This window comes from Cohnella sp. GCM10027633, assembly GCF_042675445.1.
Lineage (GTDB): Bacteria > Bacillota > Bacilli > Paenibacillales > Paenibacillaceae > Cohnella.
Genome location: NZ_JBHTGV010000001.1, coordinates 411,806 through 433,486, shown reverse-complemented (window position 1 = coordinate 433,486; position 21,681 = coordinate 411,806). Strand labels below are relative to the sequence as shown.

Below are 21,681 nucleotides of genomic sequence, written 5' to 3'. Positions count from 1 at the left end.
GCGAAGGAAAGGAGGAATCACATGGAGGTCATACCCGCTTACGAGCAGTTGGTATCGCCGCATCTAGAGGATTTGCGCAAATATTGCCTATACCTGACGAAGTCGAAGTGGGACGGCGAGGATCTGTACCAGGAGACGCTGCTCCGATCGTTGGTGTTCTTCTCCCACACGGATCCCTATCTCGAAGTGAAGCCCTTCCTCGTTCGCGTGGCGCGAAATTTGTGGATCGATCAATGCCGCAAGCAGAAGAGGCGCCGCATGCTGCTGTCCCAGCCGATGAAGGTCACGTATACCGACAACGATTATGTCGAAGTTAGAAGCGCGATCGAATGGCTTGCGGAGCGGTTCCCGCGGCGCAATATCGAGATGTGGCTGCTGTTCCAGCACTTCGGATACACGATGCAGGAGATCGCCGACGATATGGCATGCACGGTGTCGGCCGTGAAGTCGGTGTTGTTCCGCACGAGGGACATGCTTCGCAACCGTCATCGGTTGACCGACGGTCGCAACGTCATTCGGCTGGAGGTCGAACGATGGTCGAGAGCGATCATGCTGGATCGTCCGCAAGCGCTCATCTCGGATAGATAGAAGAAGAGAACGCCCGTACCGGCTCGATTCGGTTCGGGCGTTCATCTGTGCTATAATCGTTGCAGATTATTCACTCATCCTATCGGATCTCAAGGAGCTCGACACTTTATGGCCGCTAATCCTCGCTTTGTCGTCATGTTAACCTTCATGCTCGCCGTATTCGCCGGCTTGAACGTCTATATCGGATGGAATATTACGCTCTGGCTGGACGCGGCGGATATTCCGTACGAAGCAGCCGCGTTCTGGCCGGTGCTGTTGTTCCTCGCGTTCGGTTACGTCATCGGCAGAATCCCGTTGCCCGGAGCGCTTCGCCCCGCCGCGCGGTTGATCAAGATCATCGGTTCTTACTACATTTATTTGTTCGAGATCGGATTGTTGCTGACCGTCATCGCCGACATCGGCGGCCTTGCCGTTCGGATCGCCGGCGGAGATACGGATGCCTATGCGCAATGGGCCGGCTATGCGGTCGTCGCGATCGCCGTCGCATCGCTGGTGATCGGCACTCGCAACGCGTTCTCGCCCGTCGTGCGGGATTACGAGCTGACGATCGACAAGGAAGGCGGCGTCGCGAGAGAGTGGACGATCGCGGTCGCCTCCGACATCCATCTGGGCAACGTCATCGGCAATCGGCACTTGCGCAAGCTCGTCGCGCGGGTCGACGCGATGAAGCCGGATCTGATCCTGCTGCCGGGCGACGTCATCGACGACTCGATCGAGCCGTTCCTGCGCAACGGCATGAGCAAGACGCTCGGCCGGCTCCGCGCGAAGCACGGCGTGTACGCGGTGCTCGGCAACCACGAGTATTACGGGGGGCATATTCCCGAATATATCGAAGAAATGCGCAAGGTCGGCATTCGCGTGCTTCAAGACGAGACGGCGGAAGTCGCGGATTGCTTGTACGTCGTCGGACGAAAAGACAAAACGGCGGAAGCGCCCCAGTTCGGCGGGAGACGGAGCGTCGCGGAATTGACGGAAGGATTGGAAAAGACTAAGCCGATCGTGCTGCTCGACCATCAGCCGACGATGTTCCAGCAGGCCGCAGACGCCGGCGTCGATCTCATGCTCAGCGGGCATACGCACCGCGGTCAATTCGCGCCGAACCACTGGGTGACGAAGCGGGTGTTCGAGCTCGATTGGGGCTATATGAGGAAGCAGGCAATGCACGTCGTCGTCTCCTCCGGCTTCGGGCTATGGGGGCCGCCGATTCGGATCGGCAGCCGGTCGGAGATCATACGGGTAACGTTGAAGTTCAGGTAATGCCATATCTATCGCGATCCCCTCGGCTGAGCCGAGGGGATTTTGTTGTATTATACTAGAAATAGTCGCCTAATAATACGCAATATTAAACCCATTTTCATGATATATATTGTGTCATATATAAATATGTGATATACATGAAACAGAAAGCGAAGGAGCCGAAACGGAGGATTCTCATGGAGAGGGAATTAGCATTGGAAATCGTGCGCGTGACCGAGCTGGCGGCGCTGGCGTCCGCGCCATGGATGGGCCGGGGGGATAAAATCAACGCGGACGGCGCGGCGACGACCGCGATGAGGCGGATGTTCGACTCGGTCGAGATTCGAGGCGAAGTCGTCATCGGAGAAGGGGAAATGGACGAGGCGCCGATGCTGTACATCGGGGAGAAGCTGGGCAACGGCAACGGTCCGGACGTCGACGTGGCGGTCGATCCGCTCGAAGGGACGGAGATCGTCGCGAAGGGCTTGAATAACGCGATGTCGGTCATCGCCGTCGCGAACAAGGGAAATCTGCTTCACGCGCCGGACATGTACATGGAGAAGCTGGCGGTCGGACCCGCGCTCGTCGGCCAACTGAAGCTGACCGACCCGATGGAGCATACGCTGCTCCGCGCGGCGGAAATTCTGAACAAGCACGCATCCGAGCTGACGGTCATGATTCTGGATCGCGTGCGCCACGAGTCGATCGTGAAGACGCTCCGCAAAGTCGGCGTACGCATCAAGTTCCTGTCCGACGGCGACGTCGCCGGAGCGATGGCGCCGGCGTTCGGGGAAACCGGCATCGACCTGTACGTCGGTTCGGGCGGCGCGCCGGAAGGGGTGCTGGCGGCCGCAGCGCTGAAGTGTCTCGGCGGCGAGATCTTGGGACGCCTCATGCCGTCCGACGCGAGAGAATACGCGCGATGCATCCGCATGGGCATAGAGGAGCCGTACAAGGTATTGACGATGGACGACATGGTCGGCACGGAGGACGTCATCTTCGCCGCGACCGGCGTAACGCCCGGCGAGTTTCTCGGCGGCGTACGCTACTTGCCGGGCGACCGGGCGGAGACGCATTCGATCGTCATGCGCGCGAAGACGCGGACGATACGCAAGATTACGGCTTCGCATTATTTGCCGAACAAAACGCTGCTGCAGCAACCGATGTGAAACGAGAGAGAAGGAGCCTCGCCCTTGCGGCGAGGCTCTATGCGTTTAACGGGAGAAAGGCGGTTGGGAGGCAGCGTCGAAATAGGGGGGATTGACCTCAAATCTCGCATGAATTCGAGAATTTGCGTCATTGAAAGTCGATAATCCCCCTGATGTGACCAATACACCCGATATCAACATATCCAAATCTGTATTTATGCCCGATTTTATTATATTCAAACAAAAACAAATATGATAGACTACAAACAAAGCCATTCAAACATCAATCAAACATTCATTCGGAGGGATTACCGTGGTACAAAGCTTGTGGGAAACATCGAAAGCATCGCAGCAACAAACCGGTCTAGACCAGCTCGTATACCGTTCGAACATCATCGGCGCGGATCGCCGCGTCTGCAACTGGGGCGGCGGCAACACGTCGGCGAAAACGGTCGTGCAGGATTTTCGCGGTAGAGATGTCGAAGTGATGTACGTGAAAGGCTCCGGCTCGGACCTCGCGTCGATGAAGGCGGGCAATTTCACCGGTCTTCGCATGGACGACATCCGTCCGTTGTTCGAGAAGCCGGAGATGTCCGACGAGGACATGGTCGCGTACCTCGCGAACTGCATGATCGACGCCAAGCATCCGCGCGCTTCGATCGAGACGCTGCTGCATGCGTTCCTTCCGTTCAAGCATGTCGACCACACCCATCCGGATGCCATCATCAGCCTGTGCTGCGCCGATAACGGCAAAGCGCTGGCTAAGGAGATTTTCGGAGACCGGTTCGTCTGGGTGCCTTACATCCGCCCGGGCTTCACGCTGTCGAAAATGATCGCGGAAGGCGTGCTCGCCAACCCGAACGCCGAGCTCGTCCTCATGGAGAAGCACGGCCTCGTTACGTGGGGCGAAACGTCCGAACAAGCTTACGCGCAGACGATCAAGATCATCAGCGAAGCGGAAGCGTTCATCGAAGCTCGCGTTAATGAAGCGAAGCTGTTCGGCGGCCAGAAGCACGCGGCTCTTCCCGCGGACGTGCGCAGAAGCATCGTCTCCCAAGTGATGCCGACGCTGCGCGGCGCCGTGAGCGACGCGAAGAAAATGATCCTCTCGTTCGACGACGGCGACGACGTGCTGCAATTCGTCGGCGGCGAAACGTCGGCGAAGCTGTCCCAAGTCGGCGCGGCTTGCCCGGACCATCTCGTCCACACGAAGGTCGTGCCTCTGTTCATCGACTGGACGCCGAACGCGGAAGACGTCGAAGGCCTTAAGCAGAAGCTCCAAGAAGGCGTAGCCGCATACAAAGAACAATACAAAGCCTACTTCGAGCGCAACAAGACCGAAGGCGACGTCATGTTCGAAGCCGCGCCTCGCGTCATCTTGATCCCGGGCGTCGGCATGATCAACACCGGCAAGAGCTGGGCGAACTCCCAAGTGAGCGGCGCGCTGTACCACCGCGCGATCGCGGTTATGCGCGGAGCGACGGCGCTCGGCGAATTCGTCTCCCTGAGCGAGAACGAATCGTACAACGTCGAGTACTGGCCGCTCGAGCTCTACAAGCTGTCCCTTGCTCCGCCGGAAGCCGAATTCAGCCGCAAGGTCGCGTTCATCACCGGCGGCGCGGGCGGCATCGGAAGCGAAACGGCACGCCGCCTCGCTTCGGAAGGCGCGCACCTCGTACTCGCCGACCTGAACCTCGAAGGCGCGCAGAAGGTCGCCGACGACATTAACGCCAAGCACGGCGAGAACCGCGCGATCGCGGTGAAGATGGACGTCACGAGCGAGGAAGCGGTACAAGCGGCTTACGCGGAAACCGCGCTCGCGTACGGCGGCGTAGACATCATCGTCAACAACGCGGGTCTCGCGACGTCCAGCCCGTTCGACGAAACGTCGCTGCGCGAATGGAACCTGAACATGAACGTGCTCGGAACGGGTTACTTCCTCGTCGCCCGCGAAGCGTTCAAGCTGATGAAGCAGCAAGCGATCGGCGGCAACATGGTGTTCATCGGCTCCAAGAACTCCGTCTATGCCGGCAAGAACGCGTCCGCCTACAGCGCGGCCAAGGCGCTCGAAGCGCACCTGGCGCGCTGCATCGCGGCCGAAGGCGGCGAATACGGCATTCGCGTCAACACGATTCTGCCGGACGCGATCCTGCAAGGGTCCGCGATCTGGAACGGCAGCTGGCGCAACGAGCGCGCCGCGGCTTACGGCATCGAGCCGGACCAACTGGAAGAGTACTACCGCAAGCGCACGACGCTGCTCGTGAACATCTATCCGCGCGATATCGCGGAAGGCATCGCGTTCTTCGCTTCGTCGAAGGCCGACAAGACGACGGGCTGCATGCTGACGATCGACGGCGGCGTACCGGCGGCGTTCACGCGCTAAGCAAGAGATAGTCTGGATCCAATCAACGCGTTCATAAGGAGGGCACGATGACCGATGCATAAACCGCGCGGACACAAGTTATGGTACATTCCGGACGGCTACATTCCCGAGACGAGCTCCGGATCGCTCACGAGCCACGAGTCGATCTGCGTGCTGAACTGCGGCACGGAGGACGCGCTGTTGCGCATCACGATTTTCTACGAGGATCGCGAGCCGCTGGAGGACATCATGGTCGTCGTGCCGGGCCGCAGGACGAGACACATTCGCACGAGCTCGCTGCAACGGGACGGCCGGACGATTCCGGCCGGCGTCCCGTACGCGATCGAAGTCGCGAGCGACGTTCCCGTCATCATTCAATACAGCCGTCTAGACGCGACGCAGGCGGAGAACACGCTCATGTCCGTCATCGCTTATCCGATTCAGTAGAACGAACACGGGGGATATAATCATGCCATACGCAGATCAACTGAAGGCGAATTACGAAGCGGCGAAGTCGCAATACGCGAAGCACGGCATCGACGTCGACCAAGTGCTGGCGCGACTGGCGCAAGTGAAAATCTCGATGCACTGCTGGCAAGGCGACGACGTACGCGGTTTCCTGAACCGGGACCAAAGCTTGACCGGCGGCATCTCCGTCACCGGCAACTATCCGGGCGCCGCGCGCACGCCGGAAGAGCTTCGCGCCGACCTCGAGAAGGCGTTCTCGCTCATCCCGGGCAAGCACAAGGTGAACTTGCACGCGATTTACGCGGATACGGACGAGAAGGTCGAGATCGACCGTCTCGAACCGAAGCATTTCGAGAAATGGGTCTCGTGGGCGAAGGAGCAAGGCCTCGGCCTCGACTTCAACCCGACATGCTTCTCCCACGAGAAGTCGAGCGACGGCCTTACGCTGAGCCATCCGGATGCGGACATCCGCGAATTCTGGATTCGCCACTGCCAAGCGTCGCGCCGCATCGGCGCGTACTTCGGCGAGCAGCTCGGCCAGACGTGCGTCACGAACGTATGGGTACCGGACGGTTACAAGGACATTCCGGCCGACCGTCTCGGACCTCGCAAACGCTTGAAAGACTCGCTGGACGCCGTGTTCGCGGAAGAGCTTAATCCGGCGCACAACCTGGACGCGGTAGAGAGCAAGCTGTTCGGCATCGGCTCGGAAGCTTACGTCGTCGGCTCGCACGAGTTCTACATGGGCTACGGCTTGCAGAACGACAAGCTGATCTGCCTCGACGCGGGCCATTTCCACCCGACCGAAGTGATCTCGAACAAGCTGTCGGCGCTGTCGTTGTTCTCGAGCGGCATTCTGCTGCACGTGAGCCGCCCGATGCGCTGGGACAGCGACCACGTCGTCATCCTCGACGACGAGCTGCTCGATATCGGCAAAGAGCTCGTACGCGGAGACTTGCTGGACGTCACGCACATCGGCCTCGACTTCTTCGACGCGAGCATCAACCGCGTCGCGGCATGGGTCATCGGCACGCGCAACACGATCAAGGCGCTGCTGCGGGCGATGCTGGAGCCGACCGAAGCGCTGAAGCAAGCCGAGCTCGAAGGCGACTACACGACGCGTCTCGCGTTGACCGAAGAATTCAAATCGTATCCGTTCGGCGCGGTATGGGATTACTACTGCGCGTCGCAAGACGTGCCGGTACGCGAAGACTGGCTGGCCGAAGTGAAGACGTACGAACGCGAAGTGCTCGTTAAACGCGGCCAATAAGCCGATCGCGAGAGGGGGATTCACGTGAACGGCAATGGCAACGGCATTATCGCATTCGACCTGGGGGCGAGCAGCGGCAGAGCGCTGCTCGGCCGCCTGAACGGCGGCAAGATCGAAGTCGAAGAACTGCACCGCTTCCCCAACGATCCCGTGCAGGTGGGAGACCGCCTGCACTGGGACATTCTGCGGCTGTACCACGAGATCAAGCAAGGGCTGCTGAAGGCGAAGCACCGGGGCATTACGCCGGACAGCATCGGCATCGACTCTTGGGCGATCGACTTCGGACTCATCGGCGCGAACGGAGAACTGATCGCGAACCCGTACAACTATCGCGACCGCCATACCGAAGGCGCGATGGAGAGCTTGTTCTCCCGCGTGCCGGCGAGCGTTATTTTTGCCCGGACGGGCATCCAGTTCTTGCCGTTCAACACGATCTTCCAGCTGTACGCGATGAAGGAAGCGCATGCGCCCCAGCTCAAGGACGGCGCGAAGCTGCTCATGATTCCGGACTTGCTTCGCTACTTCCTGACCGGAGAGATGCACAACGAATTCACGAACGCGACGACGACGCAGCTGTACAATCCGATCGAAGATCGCTGGGATCCGGAGCTGCTCAGGTTGCTCGATCTGCCGGCCGCGTGGTTCGGCGCTCCGTTGAAGCCCGGCGACAAAGCCGGCGCGATTCGCTCGTCCGTGCGCGAGGAGCTCGGCATTCCGCCGATTCCCGTGTACGCGGTCGCGGAGCACGATACGGGTTCCGCGGTCGTGGCGGTGCCGGCGACGGAGCGTTCGTTCGCGTATCTCAGCTGCGGCACGTGGTCGCTCATGGGCACCGAAGTCGACAAGCCGGTCATCAACGAGACGGCGCAGAAGCTGAACTTCACGAACGAAGGCGGCGCCTACGGCACGATCCGGCTGCTCAAGAACATTATGGGGCTGTGGATCATCAACGAAAGCCGGCGGGAGTGGGAGCGGCAAGGCGCCAGCTACTCGTTCCCCGAGCTCGTGCGGATGGCCGATCAGGCGGAGCCGTTCCAGCAGTTCATCGAACCGGACGACGAATCGTTCCTCGCGCCGGGCGACATGCCGTCGCGCATCGCGGACTATTGCCGCAAGACGGGGCAGCAAGTACCGCAATCGCACGGTCAAACCGTCAGGTGCATTCTGGAAAGCCTCGCGTTAAAATATCGTTACGTGCTCGAATTGACGGAACGGTTGTCGGGCAACAAGTTCGGCGGACTTCATATGGTAGGCGGCGGCATTCAGAACGAGCTGCTCTGCCGGTGGACCGCGAACGCGATCGGCAAGCCCGTCTGGGCCGGTCCGGCCGAGGGCAGCGCGATCGGCAATCTGGCCGTGCAATGGATCGCGCAGGGCGCCTTCGCGGACATATGGGAAGCGCGGCGCGCGATCAGGGACTCGTTCCCGGTCGTCACGTACGAGCCGAATGACGCGGATACATGGACGGAAGCTTACGCGCGGTTCGCCCTCGTAACGAAGCTTGCGCGTCCGTAATCGTCCGTAATCGAACAACGATGCAAGGGAGAGAGAACAGATGCTGGTCGCCGAGCGTTACGAGAAAATCGTCGGGTTAGTGAACGAGAGGGGCAGCATCCGGGTATCCGAGCTGAGCGAGCTGTGCCAGGTGACGGAGGAGACGATCCGCCGCGATCTGGACCGGCTCGAGCAGAGCGGAAGGCTGCGCCGTTCCCACGGCGGGGCGGTCAGCGTCAAGGACGGTCAGCAGCAGACGGAAATTCCGTACGCGGAACGGGAGATTACCCATGCCGACGAGAAGCGGCGGATCGCCCGAGAAGCGATCAAGCGGATCTCCCCGAACGAGCGCATTCTGCTGGACGCCAGCACGACCGCCTGGTACATGGCGGGCAGCGTGCCCGACATGAAGCTGACCGTGCTCACGAACTCGATCAAGGTCGCGACCGAACTGAGCGGCAAAGACAAGATCGAAGTGATCGCCACCGGCGGAACCGTCGCCCAGCGTTCGCTCTCGTTCGTCGGGCCGCTCGCCGAACGTTCGCTCGACGCGTACTACGTCGACAAAGTGTTCCTCTCCTGCAAAGGCGTTCACCTCGAGCGAGGCATTAGCGAATCGAACGAGCTGCAAGCGCGCATTAAAGAAAAGATGATCGACCGCGCGGAAGAAGTCATTCTGCTGGCGGATTCGAGCAAGTTCGGCTCGCAGGCGTTCGCGCACGTGGCCGAGCTCGATCAAGTGGACGTCGTCATCACGGACCGCCGGATTCCGAAGGAAACGGTCGATCGGCTCGAAGCCAGAGGCATTAAGGTCGTCATCGCTTAAATCAAGGGTATCCCCGTGCTTCTCAAAGTATCGGGGATCTATTAGAATCAACTTGTCTGACAACCTGACAAAAAACAGACGATCGATAGTGAGGTGTCCCGATGAAAGTAAGCTTATTCATTACGTGTCTAAGCGACGCGATCTACCCGCGCGTCGGCGAGGCGATCGTGCGCCTGCTGGCGAAGCACGGGGTCAAGGTCGATTTTCCGCCGGTGCAGACGTGCTGCGGGCAGCCCGCGTTCAACAGCGGCTATTGGAACGAAGCGAGAGCGACCGCCAAGACGATCGTCGAGGCGTTCGAGGACAGCGACTTCGTCATCTCGCCGTCCGGCTCGTGCACCGGCATGATCCATCATTATCCGAAGCTGTTCGAGAACGATCCGGTCATGCACGAGAAGGCCGTTAAGCTTCAGCGCAAGTCGTACGAGTTCACGCAATTTCTCGTGAACGTGCTCGGCGTCACCGACGTCGGCGCTTCGTTCCCGTACAAGGTGACGTACCATCCGTCCTGCCATGGCAGCCGGTTGCTCGGCGTCAAGAACGAGCCGCTCGCGCTCATGGAGCGCGTGAACGGGCTGCAGTTCGTGCCGCTGCCGTTCGCGGAAGATTGCTGCGGCTTCGGAGGCACGTTCGCCGTGAAGATGTCGGACATCTCCGGCGCGATGGTGTGCGAGAAGTCGGATCACGTCAAGGAGACGGAGGCGCAAGTCCTCGTCGGTCTCGATATGGCGTGCCTGATGAACATCGCCGGCAACTTGCGTTACCGCGGCGAGCCGGTTCGGGTCATGCACTTGGCCGAGCTGCTGTACGAAGGGGTGACGAGCGCATGAGCGGACACGGACACGGAAGCGCGCCGGCGACGGTGAAGGAAAGAGCGGACTTGGCGCTGAACGACGAATTTCTGCGCAAGGCGGTCAAGTTCACGACGGAACGGTTGCGCAACGGCAAGATCAACGCGGCCGCCGATCACGGCAACTGGGACGATTGGCGCGAGCGCGGACGTCAAATCCGGCTGCATACGATCGCGCATCTCGACTATTACTTGAACCTGTTCGCGGACAACGCGCGCGCGAACGGCGTGCACGTGCACTTCGCCGATACGGCTGCCGATGCGGTGAAGCTGTCGCTAGACATCGCGCGGCGCAGGCAGGCGAAGACGGTCGTCAAATCGAAGTCGATGGTGACGGAAGAGCTTCATCTTAACCGCGAGCTGGCGACGATCGGCGTCGAAGCGATCGAGACCGATCTCGGCGAATACATTATTCAATTGGCCGACGAGACGCCGTCGCACATCATCATCCCGGCGATCCACAAGAACCGCTACCAGATCGCCGACCTGCTCTCCAAGGAAGCCGGCGAGACGCTTGCGCCGGACACGTCGATCTTGGCGGGCTTCGTGCGCAAGAAGCTGCGCGAGAAATTCCTCGAGGCGGACATCGGCATGACGGGCTGCAACTTCGCGATCGCCGAGACCGGATCGATGGTGCTGTTCGAGAACGAAGGCAACGCGCGCATGGTCACGACGGTGCCGAAGACGCAGATTACGCTCATGGGCATGGAGCGGATCATTCCTTCTTGGGAAGACCTCGAAGTGATGGCGACGCTGCTGCCGCGGTCCGCGACCGGCCAGAAGCTGACGGTGTATATGTCGGGGATTACCGGACCTAAGCGAGACGTCGACGCGGACGGACCGGAAGAGATGCACATCATTATCGTCGACAACGGACGCTCGCTCCAGCTCGGCGATCCCGAGTTCCAAGAGCTGCTCAATTGCATTCGCTGCGGCGCCTGCTTGAACGCGTGCCCGGTGTATCGCCATATCGGCGGTCACGCATACGGCGGCACTTACAGCGGCCCGATCGGAGCGGTGCTCACGCCGGCGCTGAAGAAGAACGTCGCCGAGTGGGACGACATCGCGAACGCGTCCAGCTTGTGCGGCGCCTGCTACGAAGCTTGTCCGGTCAAAATTCCGTTGCACGAGATGCTGATCTACCTCCGTCGCAGGAAAGTCGAAGCCGGACGGGGCAACATGCTGGAGGGACTCGGCATGAAAGGGTTCGCGACGCTCATGGGCAAGTCCGGCCGATTCAAGACGGTGTTGAAGCTCGGCAAGCTCGGGCAGAAGCTGGTCGCGCGGGACGGCGGCATCAAGCTGAAGGTCGGACCGCTCAAAGGCTGGAACACGTACCGAATTACGCCGACGTTGCCGAAGCAGTCGTTCCGCGACAAGTGGAAGACGCTCGAGTCGGAAATTCGCGGCGGACTAGCCGAGCTGGATCCGAAGGCGCAAGCGCGCATGGAAGCGCTCGTGAAGGATCGGGACAACGGCGGAGGAGGACACGGACATGGCTGACCTTAAGCAAGACGCGCATGCGGACCAGAATCCATCTCATGATGAGTGGCTGAAGCAGCTGGCGGACGCCTCTCGCGCGAAGCAGAAGACGTTCATAGACGGCATCAGCGCCAAGCTGAGAAGGCCGCGCGAGCAATCCGCGCCCGCGCATCCGTATCGCGGCGCGCCGGACTTCTGGCGGACGTTCGAATGGGACGAACAGGAGCGGATCGAGCGTTTCACGGGCAACTTCAAGGCCGCGGGCGGCCACGTCGTCCGGTTGAACGACATGGGCGAAGTCCGCTCGTTCATCACGGACAAGGCGAACGAGCTGAGCGCCCGCTATATCGTAAGGCAACGCCAACCGGAGCTGGACGCGCTCGATCTCGAAGGCGCGTTGCCGGACGCTCGTCTGTCCGTGTGGAACAGCGATCCGGAGGAAGCCTGGAAGGCTCGCGCCGCGGAAGCCGACATCGGCGTCGTCGTCGCGGACTACGCGGCGGCCTACACCGGTTCGATTACGGTGCTGTCCGCGAAGGACAAGGGCAGATCGGTAAGCCTGCTGCCGACTGCGCTGATCGCGATCATTCCGCTGGAGCGGTTGAAGACGCGGCTCGGCGAAACGCTGATCCACTTCGATCGCGCGGGCAGGGAGAACTTGCCGGCGGGCATCCACTTCATCTCCGGTCCGAGCCGTTCGGCCGATATCGAGAACGACCTGACGATCGGCGTCCATGGCCCGGGCGTCGTCTACGCGCTGATCGTCGGCTAGTCGGGACCGCCCGGACGTCCGCGATGCTGCGGGAGAGGAGGTAACGCGTACGATGGAAGTGACCCGCGTTACGAAGAAAAACCACTACGAGGAAATCGCCTCCCGGCTCGCGGATATGATCGCGGACGGCAGGCTGAACGTCGGCGATTCGCTGCCGTCGACGAAAGAGATGTCCGAGCGATTCGGCGTCGGGCGGTCGACGATGCGCGAAGCGCTCAGCGCCTTGAAGGCGATGGGCCTGATCGAGATTCGGCAAGGCGGCGGCTGCCGGGTCATCGGCAGCCCGGCTTCCGGCGCCGTATCGGCGCCCGAGCTGCAATCGCTCCGGATGAACCGGCGGACGCTCATCGAGCTGCTCGAAGCGCGCCAGGCGCTCGAAGGATCGAACGCGGCGATCGCCGCCGTCAAGCGAACGGACGAGGACGTCGCGGCGTTCGCGGCGCTTATGGTCGAGATGGAGCGAACCATCGGCGACGAGGCGGAAGGGGAGCGGACGGACGTCGCGTTCCATCTGCTTCTCGCGAAGGCGACGCATAACGAGATCATGGTGAAGCTGTTCGAGTCGATCGCCGGCCAGCTGGAGAAGGCGATCCGGGACGTTCGCCGGGTCGAAATCTACGCGAACCGTTCCGTAGCCGGCCAACTGTACGGCGAGCACTTCGCGCTGTACGAGGCGATCGCGGCAGGGGATGCGGAGCTAGCGGCTTCTCGCATGCGCGAGCATCTGCAACATGTGGAGAGCATTCTAATGAAATACTTATAGCCGGCGGGCTATTTCATAAGCGGAAGCTTTGAAGCCACTGACGCAGCCGGCGGATGCGACCCATGCCGATCGGCGGTCGGTTCGCGGGTACGGAAGAAGGGAGGGCACGGTGCGCATCCCTTCTTTTTTTGTCGTCTTGCATGACGTTCTCCCATTCGTCGCGGCGGTGTTGCGCCCATTGTTCGAGTTCTCTGAGGTTGTGGAACATTCGATATTCCTCCTTGCCATTCCGGTTGAGTTTGATTATGCTGTAGCCAAAAGGTGAAAAAAAGGGAAGACTTTCGAACGGTCATTTCCCCTTTTATCCGAAGCGGAAGGAGGGCTCCGATTGTATGCGACGGCGGATCGATATTTAACGCTGCTGAACAAGTTCGGGGACGGCGACCGCATCGGCGAAGAAGTCGACGTTACGGTCGAGGATCTGGCGCAGGCGCTATTCTGTACGGCTCGCAACGTCAAGATCATCCTGCGCAAGCTGCAGGGCGAAGGGCTGATCGAATGGCATGCGGGAAGAGGGCGGGGCAACCGGTCGCGCATCGTGTTCCTGCGCGAAGGAGAGCCTCTGCTGCTCGATTGGGCGCAGCGACTGGCGCGGGAAGGCGATTATAAGCAGGCGTTCGAAGCGATCCAGTCGTATCGGCACGGAATCGCGTTCAAAGAACGGTTCGTCCAATGGCTGAACGGCCACTTCGGCTACGAGACCGAGCAGGCGGACGGCAAGCCGTCGATCGATACGCTGCGGTTTCCGGTCAGTTGCACGATCAAGAACTTGGATCCGCGCGACATCTACTACGCGTTCGACGCGCACATCGTTCGGCAGCTGTTCGACCAATTGGCTCAATACGAGCATACGACGCAGCGCGTGAGCCCGGGACTGGCGCATAGCTGGGAGACGAACGCCGACGCGACGGAATGGAAGCTCTATCTGCGCAAGGGGATCAAGTTCCATCACGGCCGGGAGATGACGGCGGAAGACGTCGTGTTCTCTTTCGAACGGTTGCGCGGACGGCGGGCGATGAGCTGGCTCGTCGACAACGTGAGCCGGATCGGCACGGAAGGCCCGCGTACGGTCCGGATCGAGCTTCGCAAGCCGAACCGTCTGTTCCTCCGCTACTTGTGTTCGGCGGGCATGTCGATCGTGCCGAAGGAGCTCGTGCTCGAGGACGAGGCGCGCTTCTGGCGGCAGCCGATCGGGAGCGGGCCGTTCCGGGTCGCGGAGTGGTCCTCTTGCCGCATCGATCTGGAGGCGAATCCGGACTATTACACGGGCCGCGCGCACCTGGACCGCGTCGTCGTCGCGACGATACCGGCCGAGCCGGACATCGCGCACGACAACAGCGATTGGGAGAAGCTGTTGTTCGACAATCAGCTCGTCGACCATCGGCCGCATCCGGAATGGGAGACGGTCGAGGAGCTGTGCAGAGGCTGCGTGCTGCTCTCCTGGAACATGAACAAGCAAGGTCCGCAGCAAGACTACGCGTTCCGGCGCGCGATCGACCTGATGATCGAGCGGGGCAGAATGCTGCGCGAGCTCGGCGGCGACCGCATGTACCCGGCCGTAGGATATCGGATGTCTGAGACCACGCCCCGCGACGAGGACCGGTTCGACCCGGCGGCCGCGGAAGCGCTGTTGCGCCAATCCGGCTACGATGGCCGCCCGATCTTGCTGAGCACGTACGGCAGCTACGAGGCCGACGCGAGGCTGATCGCCGACATGTGCGCGGCGTTCGGGGTCGACGTTCGCGTCAGCGTCGATTACGCGACGAACCCTCGCGACGTCGAGACGATGCGCGCGGCCGACTTCCTCCTTTGCGGCGTCGTGCTGGCCAGGGACGAAGTGTGCGAGATCGAGAATTACGCCCAGTCCGGCAACTTCCTGCGGGAATCGTTCGCCCCCGAGACGCTCGCATGGGTGGAATCGCGCGTCGAGGCGGCGTTGGTGCTGGATGACGCGGATGAACGGCGGGACGTGCTCCATGGAATCGAGAGCCGCCTCGGCGACGAAGCGCTGCTCTCGTTCCTCTACCATAAGAAACTGAGCACCTATGTGCACCCGAGCGTGCGCGGCGTTCGTATGAATTACTTAGGATGGACGGACTTCAAAGATATTTGGCTTGAAAATCGGGGGACGGAGAGGAGCGCGACCTTATGAACGTAGCGATGAAATGGGTACAGAAAGTCAAAGATCGCGTGACGAATCATAAGCTGAAGGCTTACAAGGACAAGGCGGAACTGATTTGGCGAATCGGCGCGGCTTCGTGGACGGACGAGAAGCTCAAGGCGGAATCCGCGCGATTGAAGGCGGCGGCCATGGGCGGCGAATCACTGGACGAGCTTCTGCCGACCGCGTTCGCGATCGCCTGCGAAGCGTCACGCAGAACGCTCGGCCTTCAGCCGTTCGAGGTGCAGGTCATGGCCGGCATCGCGTTGCACGAGGGCCATCTGGTCGAGATGCAGACCGGCGAAGGGAAGACGTTGGCGGCTGTGCTGCCCGCCTACTTGAACGCGCTGCAAGGCAACGGCGTTCACGTGCTGACGTTCAACGACTATCTCGCGGAGCGCGACGCCTCGTGGATGGGGCCGATCTATCGGTTCCTCGGCCTGACCGTCGGCGCCGCGACGGCCGGCATGGGCATCGCGGACAAGAAGCGGGCGTACCTTGCCGACGTCACGTACGTCACGGCGAAGGAAGCCGGATTCGATTATTTGCGGGACGCGATCTGCATGGACGCCGGCGACGTCGTGCAACGGCCGTTCCATTATACGATCGTCGACGAAGCCGACTCGCTGCTCATCGACGAAGCGCGCGTTCCGCTCGTCATCGCCGGTTCGATGCCGAGCTCGGGAAGCGACGGAGCGCGCATGGCGAAGTTCGCCTCGACGCTGCGCCACGGCGAGCATTACGACTTCGACGAGCATAAGCGCAACGTGTTCTTGACCGACACGGGCGTGCACGCCGCGGAAGCCGAGCTGCGCTGCGACAACTTGTACGATGCGGCGAACGGCACATTGTTAACGTCGTTAAATTGCGCGCTGCACGCGGAAGCGCTCGTGAAGCGCGATATCGATTATATCGTGCGCGACGGCAAGCTGGAGCTCATCGATCCGTTCACCGGACGGATCGCGGAGAACCGGCACTGGCCGGACGGCCTGCAAGCCGCCGTTGAAGCGAAGGAAGGACTGCAGTCGAAGACGAGCGGGAAGATACTCGGGACGATCACCCTGCAGCACTTGCTCAGCCTGTATCCGAAGATCAGCGGCATGACGGCGACCGCGCTCGCATCTGCCAACGAATTCAAGGATACGTACGAGCTGAGCGTCGTCGTCGTGCCGCCGAACAAGCCGAGCGTACGCGCCGATCAGCCGACGCTGCTGTTCACCCACAAGGAAGCGAAAGTCCGCGCGCTCGTGCGCGATATCGCCGCCGTCCACGCGACCGGCCGGCCGATCCTGATCGGGACGTCGAGCGTGGAGGAGTCCGACGCGCTTGCGGAAGCGCTGGCGGTCGCCGGCGTCACCTGCAACGTCCTGAACGCGAGGAACGACGCGGAGGAAGCCGAGATCGTGGCGAAGTCGGGCCGTCTGGGCGCGGTGACCGTCTCCACGAACATGGCCGGACGCGGCGTCGACATCCGTCTCGGCGGAGGCGAACCCGCGCAAGCGGATACGGTCGCGAAGCTCGGCGGCTTGTACGTCATCGGCACGCACATGAACGAGAGTTTGCGCATCGACAACCAGCTTCGCGGCCGGGCGGGCCGGCAAGGCGATCCGGGCTCGTCCCGGTTCTACGTCAGCCTGGCTGACGAGCTGTTCGTGCGCTACGGCACGGAGAAGGCGATTCCGCCCGCTTACCGCGAACGCAAGCAGGACGAGCCATTAGCCGAATCCGCGTTGCATAAGGGACTCGACCACATTCAACGAATCGTAATGGGGCAGAATTTCGATATCCGCAGGGAGCTGAACCGTTACTCCGACATGGTCGAGGAGCAGCGGCAGATTCTGTACGCGGAGCGGGCTTCGATATTGGGCGACGAGACGCGGGGAGCCGCGGAGAAGCGCGTCCGGTTATTCTACATCGATAAGGCTTGGGCCGACCATCTGGCTTACGTCTCGTACATTCGCGAGGCGATCCATCTGGAGAGCTTGGCGAACCGCAATCCGCTCGACGAATTCCACGCGCGCATCATCCAGGCGTTCGAGAAGCTGCCGGAGCAGATCGAGAAGGACGCGGAGAAGCTGCTCGCCAAGCTGGACAAGACGAAGGACGACCACGACTGGGCGAAGCTCGGCTTGCAAGGTCCGGCTTCGACTTGGACGTATATAATGAACGATCAGTACATCCAGAAGCCGATCAACATCTTCGGATAGGATAGCGTTAACAGGAAGGTTGCATGCCCATGAACGTTCGTAAAATGAGACTGTACGATACCGAGAACATCCATTCCGGAGACGACCGGGACGAATTCGAGAAAGACTACGCGCGGCTCATCCAATCGCCGGCGTTCCGCAGGCTGCAAGGGAAGTCCCAGGTGTTCGGCGCGGGCTCTGGCGACTATTACCGGACGCGGTTGACGCACTCGCTCGAGGTGTCGCAGATCGCGCGCGAGGTAGCCAGGAAGCTTGGCAAGAGCTACGCGTTCATCGACAGGCGCGAGCATCCTGGCCTCATGCTCGACCCGGACGTCGTCGAATGCGCTTCGCTCGCGCACGACCTCGGGCATCCGCCGTTCGGTCATAAAGGCGAGGAAGTGCTTAACGCGATTCTGCAGAAGGAGCACGGGTTGAAGTACGAAGGCAACGCTCAGAACTTCCGGATTCTCATGTTCCTGGAGAAGCGCGCGGGCAGCGGCAGCGGGCTCGATCTGACGGCGTCCGTCCTGCTCGCCATCAACAAGTACCCGTTCTGCATCGACGACCCGGGCAAGCAGAAGGGCGTCTACCGGATGGAGTGGGAGGGGATCGATTTCCTGCGCCAGACGTGGGGCATGCCGGCGGGGTGCGCGACGCTCGAGGCGCAGCTGATGGACTTGTGCGACGACATCGCCTACTCGACGCACGACCTGGAGGACGGCATCCGCGCGGGCAAGCTGCAAATGCAGCGGAGCTTCTTCGAGGACGACCGCGTCGTCGCCCACCTGATCAAGCAGATCGAAGACGATCCGAGCTACGACGCGGGAAGCTGGGATCGGATCGACAAGACCGATCTCGTCAAGCAGGTGCTCGCGCATTACTTGGAGCAGTGGGAGAGCATCTACGCGGAGTGCGACCGCGAACCGTCCCGGACGCGGAGGGAGATGAAAGCACGCTGGGTACGCCGGTTCGCGGGTCAAGTCGGCATTCTGGACGACCCCGCGACCGGCTGGAAGAAAGTCACGTTCGTGAAGGACGGCCAGCAGGATTGGAATCTCGTTCGCACGATGGAGATTTTGAAGAAGCTCGCATGGGTGACGCTGATCAAGGACTTCCGCGTGCAGCGGCTGCATAAGCGGAGCGAGATCATGCTGGAGCGGCTCTGGGGCAGCTTCCGCGACTACGATACCGGACGCGACATCATTCCCGCGGACTGGCTCGAGAATTACGAGCAGCATAAGGGCAGATGGACGTGGGAGCGGCTCGTCGCCGACTATATCGCCGGCATGACGGACGCGTACGCGGAGAAGGTGTACGCCGAGTTTTTCGCGAGCCGTTCGGGTTCGATTTACGAAAGAGACTGAAATTGCGCTTGACCCTGACATCAATGTCAGGGTTTATTGTTGATATAAGGATCGACGGAAGGAGGCGTTAAGGGATGAGAATCGGGGAGCTGTCCGCGGCGACGGGCGTTAGCGCGCGGTCTCTGCGGTACTACGAGGAGCAGCGGCTGCTCGTGCCGATCCGGCACGACGCCAACGGGTACCGGGAATACTCGCCGCTCGCGGTCGAGGAAGTGCGCACGATCCGGCTGTACCTGGCGCTCGGCTTGTCCACGGAACAGATCGCGAGCTTCCTGCGCTGCGTGCTGAAGAACAAGGAAGCGTTCTGCTCGGAGGTGCTGCCGGTGTACGAGCGGAAGCTGGGGGAGATCGACGCCCAGCTGGCGCAGTTGACGCAGCTCCGGTCCAATCTCGTCGAGCGCATCCGATCGATCCGGGAAGAGAACGAATAGACGAGAGGAGCGGTGCGAACGATGTTGGCCGTTAACAATGGCACGTTCCGCGAGAGCGTGCGCCCGGCCGGGTTGACGCTCGTCGACTTCGGCGCGGAATGGTGTCCGCCTTGCAAGGTGCTGAAGCCGATCGTCGCGGAGCTGGACGAGGCGTACGGAGACAGGCTGACGGTACTGATGATCGACACGGACGAATCGCCGGAGCTCGCGGGCGAGTTCGGCGTCATGTCCAATCCGACGGTCATCTTGTTCCAAGACGGAGAGCCGGTCGAGAAGCTCGTCGGCCTCCGGCCGAAAGCCGTATACGAGACGATGCTGGCGCGCTATCTGTAACGGATTCGAGCAAGCCGTTCGGGCCTTGGAAGGCTCGGACGGCTTGTTTCGCGCGAGGGGCGCTTTCTGGTTTTCGACGGGGGATGATGATAGGATAGGGGAGTATCCCACTTCGGAAAAGAGGACTCTCGCGCCATGATCGTTCTTATTAGCCTCGTCGTTATCGTAATCGTTGCTTTGCTTGTCATCAAGCTGTATCCGCCGTTAGGAGCGAAGGCTTCCGGGGACGCCCTTCTCGCGATCGAGCGATCGCCGCAACGCGAAGGCGGCAAGTTCGCGTATCCGATTCCGACGCCGATGATGATGAAGGCCGGCACGATGGCCGGCGTTATGAAGGAAATGATTCAAGGAAGCCCGAACCGTCGTCCGGCGGCCGGCGCGATTCCGATGGAACCTCTGAACGCGGACGCGCTTCGCGACGGCGAGCCGAAAGCGATCTGGTTCGGCCATTCGGCGCTGCTGCTGCAACTGGACGGACTGACCCTTCTGCTCGATCCGATGTTCGGCAAGGCGCCTTCGCCGTTCCCCCTCGTGGGAGGGAAACGGTACGGCGGCAAGCTGCCCTTCGACATCGACGAGCTTCCGGCGATCGACGCGATCGTTCTGTCTCACGACCACTACGACCATTTGGATTACGGCTCGATCCGCAAGCTTCGTCATAAGGCGCAACGGTTCTTCGTGCCGCTTGGCGTCGGCGCCCACCTCGAGAGATGGGGCATCTCCCGCGATCGGATCGTCGAGGCCGATTGGGGCGACGAGCTGACGTTCAATGGGCTGAAGCTGGCGTGCGCGCCGGCGAGGCATTTCTCGGGACGCAGCGTGAACGACCGCATGTCGACGCTATGGTGCTCGTGGGTCATCGAGGGCAAGGACGCTAAGGTGTTTTTCAGCGGGGACAGCGGCTACGGGCCTCACTTCAAGCAGATCGGAGAACGGTATGGCCCTTTCGATCTCACGCTTATGGAATGCGGTCAGTACGACGTCCGTTGGCAGCTCATCCATATGCTTCCCGAGGAAACCGTGCAGGCGCACAAGGACGTCGGCGGTCGCGTGCTGCTGCCGATCCACTGGGGCGCGTTCACGTTGTCCGTCCACGATTGGACGGATCCGGTAGATCGCGTGCTGCTGGCGGCCGCCGCCGAAGGAGTGGCGGTAGCGACGCCGAGGATCGGACAGCCGGTGCCGATCGGCAAGTCGGAATATCCGAAAGACAAGTGGTGGAAATAACTTGACAATTATACCTACCGGGGGTATATTGAAGGCAGGAGGCGACACGATGGAATCGAAACCTAACGTCGATACGAACGGCCATGCAGGCGGCGAGCATTGCGCTCACGCACGCGATGACGACAAGCGCAAGAGCCATCACTCCGAGCAGATGAAGTCGACGCTCATCTCCAGGCTTAACCGGATCGAAGGACAGATTCGCGGCATTAAAGGGTTGATCGACAAAGATACGTATTGCGACGACGTGCTGAACCAGATCGCCGCGGCTCAATCCGCGTTGAACGGCGTCGGGAGGCTGCTGCTGGAAGGACATATGAAGAGCTGCATCGTGGAACGGATTCAAGCCGGCGAGCACGAAGTGATCGACGAGCTGCTCGTCACGGTCAACAAACTCATGAAATAAGAAGGAGCGGATAACGATGGAGAAGGCAACGCTGCAAGTGCAAGGCATGTCATGCAACCATTGCGTGCAAGCGGTAGAGAACGCTGTGCGGAACGTCGGAGGCGCCGCGAAGGTCGATTTGGCCGGCAAGTCGGTAGCGGTCGAATACGATCAAGCGAAGACTTCCCTTACGTCGATCAAGCAAGCGATCGAAGATCAAGGGTACGACGTCGTTTAAGAGCTTCGGCTCTTCTTTTTTTGATTGAATTATACCCCCTGGGGGTACGTAAGAAGCGGAAAGCAGGTGGGATCGATGACAGAGGCTATGAATCAAG

Annotated in this window: 21 protein-coding genes; 20 read left to right on the top strand and 1 reads right to left on the bottom strand. The window is 61.0% G+C overall.

What is annotated here, in order from left to right:
* Positions 1-21: 21 nt before the first annotated feature.
* The 12 genes from ACFQZG_RS01810 (at position 22) to ACFQZG_RS01755 (ending at position 13,259) form a co-directional block, all read left to right on the top strand.
* On the top strand, positions 22-588 hold the full coding sequence (locus ACFQZG_RS01810) for an RNA polymerase sigma factor (RefSeq protein ID WP_378149480.1): 567 nt from the start codon (positions 22-24) through the stop codon (positions 586-588).
* 108 nt (positions 589-696) lie between these two features.
* Positions 697-1,845: a metallophosphoesterase gene (locus ACFQZG_RS01805; RefSeq protein ID WP_378149479.1), complete on the top strand. Its 1,149-nt coding sequence runs from the start codon at positions 697-699 to the stop codon at positions 1,843-1,845.
* Positions 1,846-2,021: 176 nt separating this feature from the next.
* The gene (gene glpX / locus ACFQZG_RS01800) at positions 2,022-2,993 is read left to right on the top strand and encodes a class II fructose-bisphosphatase (RefSeq protein ID WP_378149477.1); all 972 of its coding nucleotides are present in this window, start codon (positions 2,022-2,024) and stop codon (positions 2,991-2,993) included.
* 292 nt (positions 2,994-3,285) lie between these two features.
* Positions 3,286-5,355 (top strand): bifunctional aldolase/short-chain dehydrogenase, encoded by a 2,070-nt coding sequence (locus ACFQZG_RS01795; RefSeq protein ID WP_378149476.1) that lies wholly within the window; start codon positions 3,286-3,288, stop codon positions 5,353-5,355.
* Between the two features lie 54 nt (positions 5,356-5,409).
* Complete coding sequence (locus tag ACFQZG_RS01790; protein WP_378149474.1) at positions 5,410-5,781, top strand: sensory rhodopsin transducer; 372 nt, start codon at positions 5,410-5,412, stop codon at positions 5,779-5,781.
* Positions 5,782-5,803: 22 nt separating this feature from the next.
* Positions 5,804-7,072 carry an L-rhamnose isomerase gene (gene rhaA / locus ACFQZG_RS01785; RefSeq protein ID WP_378149472.1) on the top strand — a complete coding sequence of 423 codons (1,269 nt, stop codon included), beginning with the start codon at positions 5,804-5,806 and terminating at the stop codon, positions 7,070-7,072.
* A 24-nt stretch (positions 7,073-7,096) separates the two neighbouring features.
* Entirely contained in the window at positions 7,097-8,587 is a 1,491-nt protein-coding gene (locus ACFQZG_RS01780) for a rhamnulokinase (RefSeq protein WP_378149471.1), read from the top strand.
* Positions 8,588-8,627: 40 nt separating this feature from the next.
* The gene (locus ACFQZG_RS01775; protein ID WP_378149469.1) at positions 8,628-9,392 is read left to right on the top strand and encodes a DeoR/GlpR family DNA-binding transcription regulator; all 765 of its coding nucleotides are present in this window, start codon (positions 8,628-8,630) and stop codon (positions 9,390-9,392) included.
* Between the two features lie 101 nt (positions 9,393-9,493).
* Positions 9,494-10,222 (top strand): (Fe-S)-binding protein, encoded by a 729-nt coding sequence (locus tag ACFQZG_RS01770; protein ID WP_378149467.1) that lies wholly within the window; start codon positions 9,494-9,496, stop codon positions 10,220-10,222.
* Positions 10,219-11,745: a LutB/LldF family L-lactate oxidation iron-sulfur protein gene (locus ACFQZG_RS01765; protein ID WP_378149465.1), complete on the top strand. Its 1,527-nt coding sequence runs from the start codon at positions 10,219-10,221 to the stop codon at positions 11,743-11,745. Before ACFQZG_RS01770 ends, ACFQZG_RS01765 begins: the two co-directional genes overlap by 4 nt.
* Positions 11,738-12,496, top strand: coding sequence for a LutC/YkgG family protein (locus tag ACFQZG_RS01760; protein ID WP_378149463.1), 759 nt, complete (start codon positions 11,738-11,740; stop codon positions 12,494-12,496). The genes ACFQZG_RS01765 and ACFQZG_RS01760 overlap by 8 nt, the downstream gene beginning before the upstream one ends.
* A 52-nt stretch (positions 12,497-12,548) precedes the next feature.
* The gene (locus tag ACFQZG_RS01755; RefSeq protein WP_378149461.1) at positions 12,549-13,259 is read left to right on the top strand and encodes a FadR/GntR family transcriptional regulator; all 711 of its coding nucleotides are present in this window, start codon (positions 12,549-12,551) and stop codon (positions 13,257-13,259) included.
* 13 nt (positions 13,260-13,272) lie between these two features.
* Here ACFQZG_RS01755 and ACFQZG_RS01750 read toward each other — a convergent pair whose 3' ends face one another.
* Positions 13,273-13,467, bottom strand: coding sequence for a hypothetical protein (locus tag ACFQZG_RS01750; protein ID WP_378149460.1), 195 nt, complete (start codon positions 13,465-13,467; stop codon positions 13,273-13,275).
* Between the two features lie 120 nt (positions 13,468-13,587).
* On the opposite strand from ACFQZG_RS01750, the gene ACFQZG_RS01745 reads away from it, so the two are divergent.
* The 8 genes from ACFQZG_RS01745 (at position 13,588) to ACFQZG_RS01710 (ending at position 21,584) form a co-directional block, all read left to right on the top strand.
* Entirely contained in the window at positions 13,588-15,411 is a 1,824-nt protein-coding gene (locus ACFQZG_RS01745; protein ID WP_378149458.1) for an ABC transporter substrate-binding protein, read from the top strand.
* Positions 15,408-17,627: a preprotein translocase subunit SecA gene (locus ACFQZG_RS01740; protein ID WP_378149457.1), complete on the top strand. Its 2,220-nt coding sequence runs from the start codon at positions 15,408-15,410 to the stop codon at positions 17,625-17,627. Before ACFQZG_RS01745 ends, ACFQZG_RS01740 begins: the two co-directional genes overlap by 4 nt.
* A gap of 29 nt (positions 17,628-17,656) precedes the next feature.
* A complete protein-coding gene (locus tag ACFQZG_RS01735; RefSeq protein WP_378149455.1) occupies positions 17,657-18,973 on the top strand; it encodes a deoxyguanosinetriphosphate triphosphohydrolase family protein in 1,317 nt (438 codons plus the stop codon).
* A 74-nt stretch (positions 18,974-19,047) separates the two neighbouring features.
* Positions 19,048-19,404 carry a MerR family transcriptional regulator gene (locus tag ACFQZG_RS01730; RefSeq protein WP_378149454.1) on the top strand — a complete coding sequence of 119 codons (357 nt, stop codon included), beginning with the start codon at positions 19,048-19,050 and terminating at the stop codon, positions 19,402-19,404.
* 21 nt (positions 19,405-19,425) lie between these two features.
* Positions 19,426-19,737: a thioredoxin family protein gene (locus tag ACFQZG_RS01725; protein ID WP_378149452.1), complete on the top strand. Its 312-nt coding sequence runs from the start codon at positions 19,426-19,428 to the stop codon at positions 19,735-19,737.
* A gap of 135 nt (positions 19,738-19,872) precedes the next feature.
* Positions 19,873-20,964, top strand: a complete 1,092-nt coding sequence (locus ACFQZG_RS01720) for an MBL fold metallo-hydrolase (RefSeq protein ID WP_378149450.1) — start codon at positions 19,873-19,875, stop codon at positions 20,962-20,964.
* 49 nt (positions 20,965-21,013) lie between these two features.
* Entirely contained in the window at positions 21,014-21,367 is a 354-nt protein-coding gene (locus tag ACFQZG_RS01715; protein WP_378149449.1) for a metal-sensitive transcriptional regulator, read from the top strand.
* A gap of 16 nt (positions 21,368-21,383) precedes the next feature.
* Positions 21,384-21,584: a copper ion binding protein gene (locus ACFQZG_RS01710; protein WP_378149447.1), complete on the top strand. Its 201-nt coding sequence runs from the start codon at positions 21,384-21,386 to the stop codon at positions 21,582-21,584.
* The last annotated feature ends 97 nt before the right edge of the window (positions 21,585-21,681 follow it).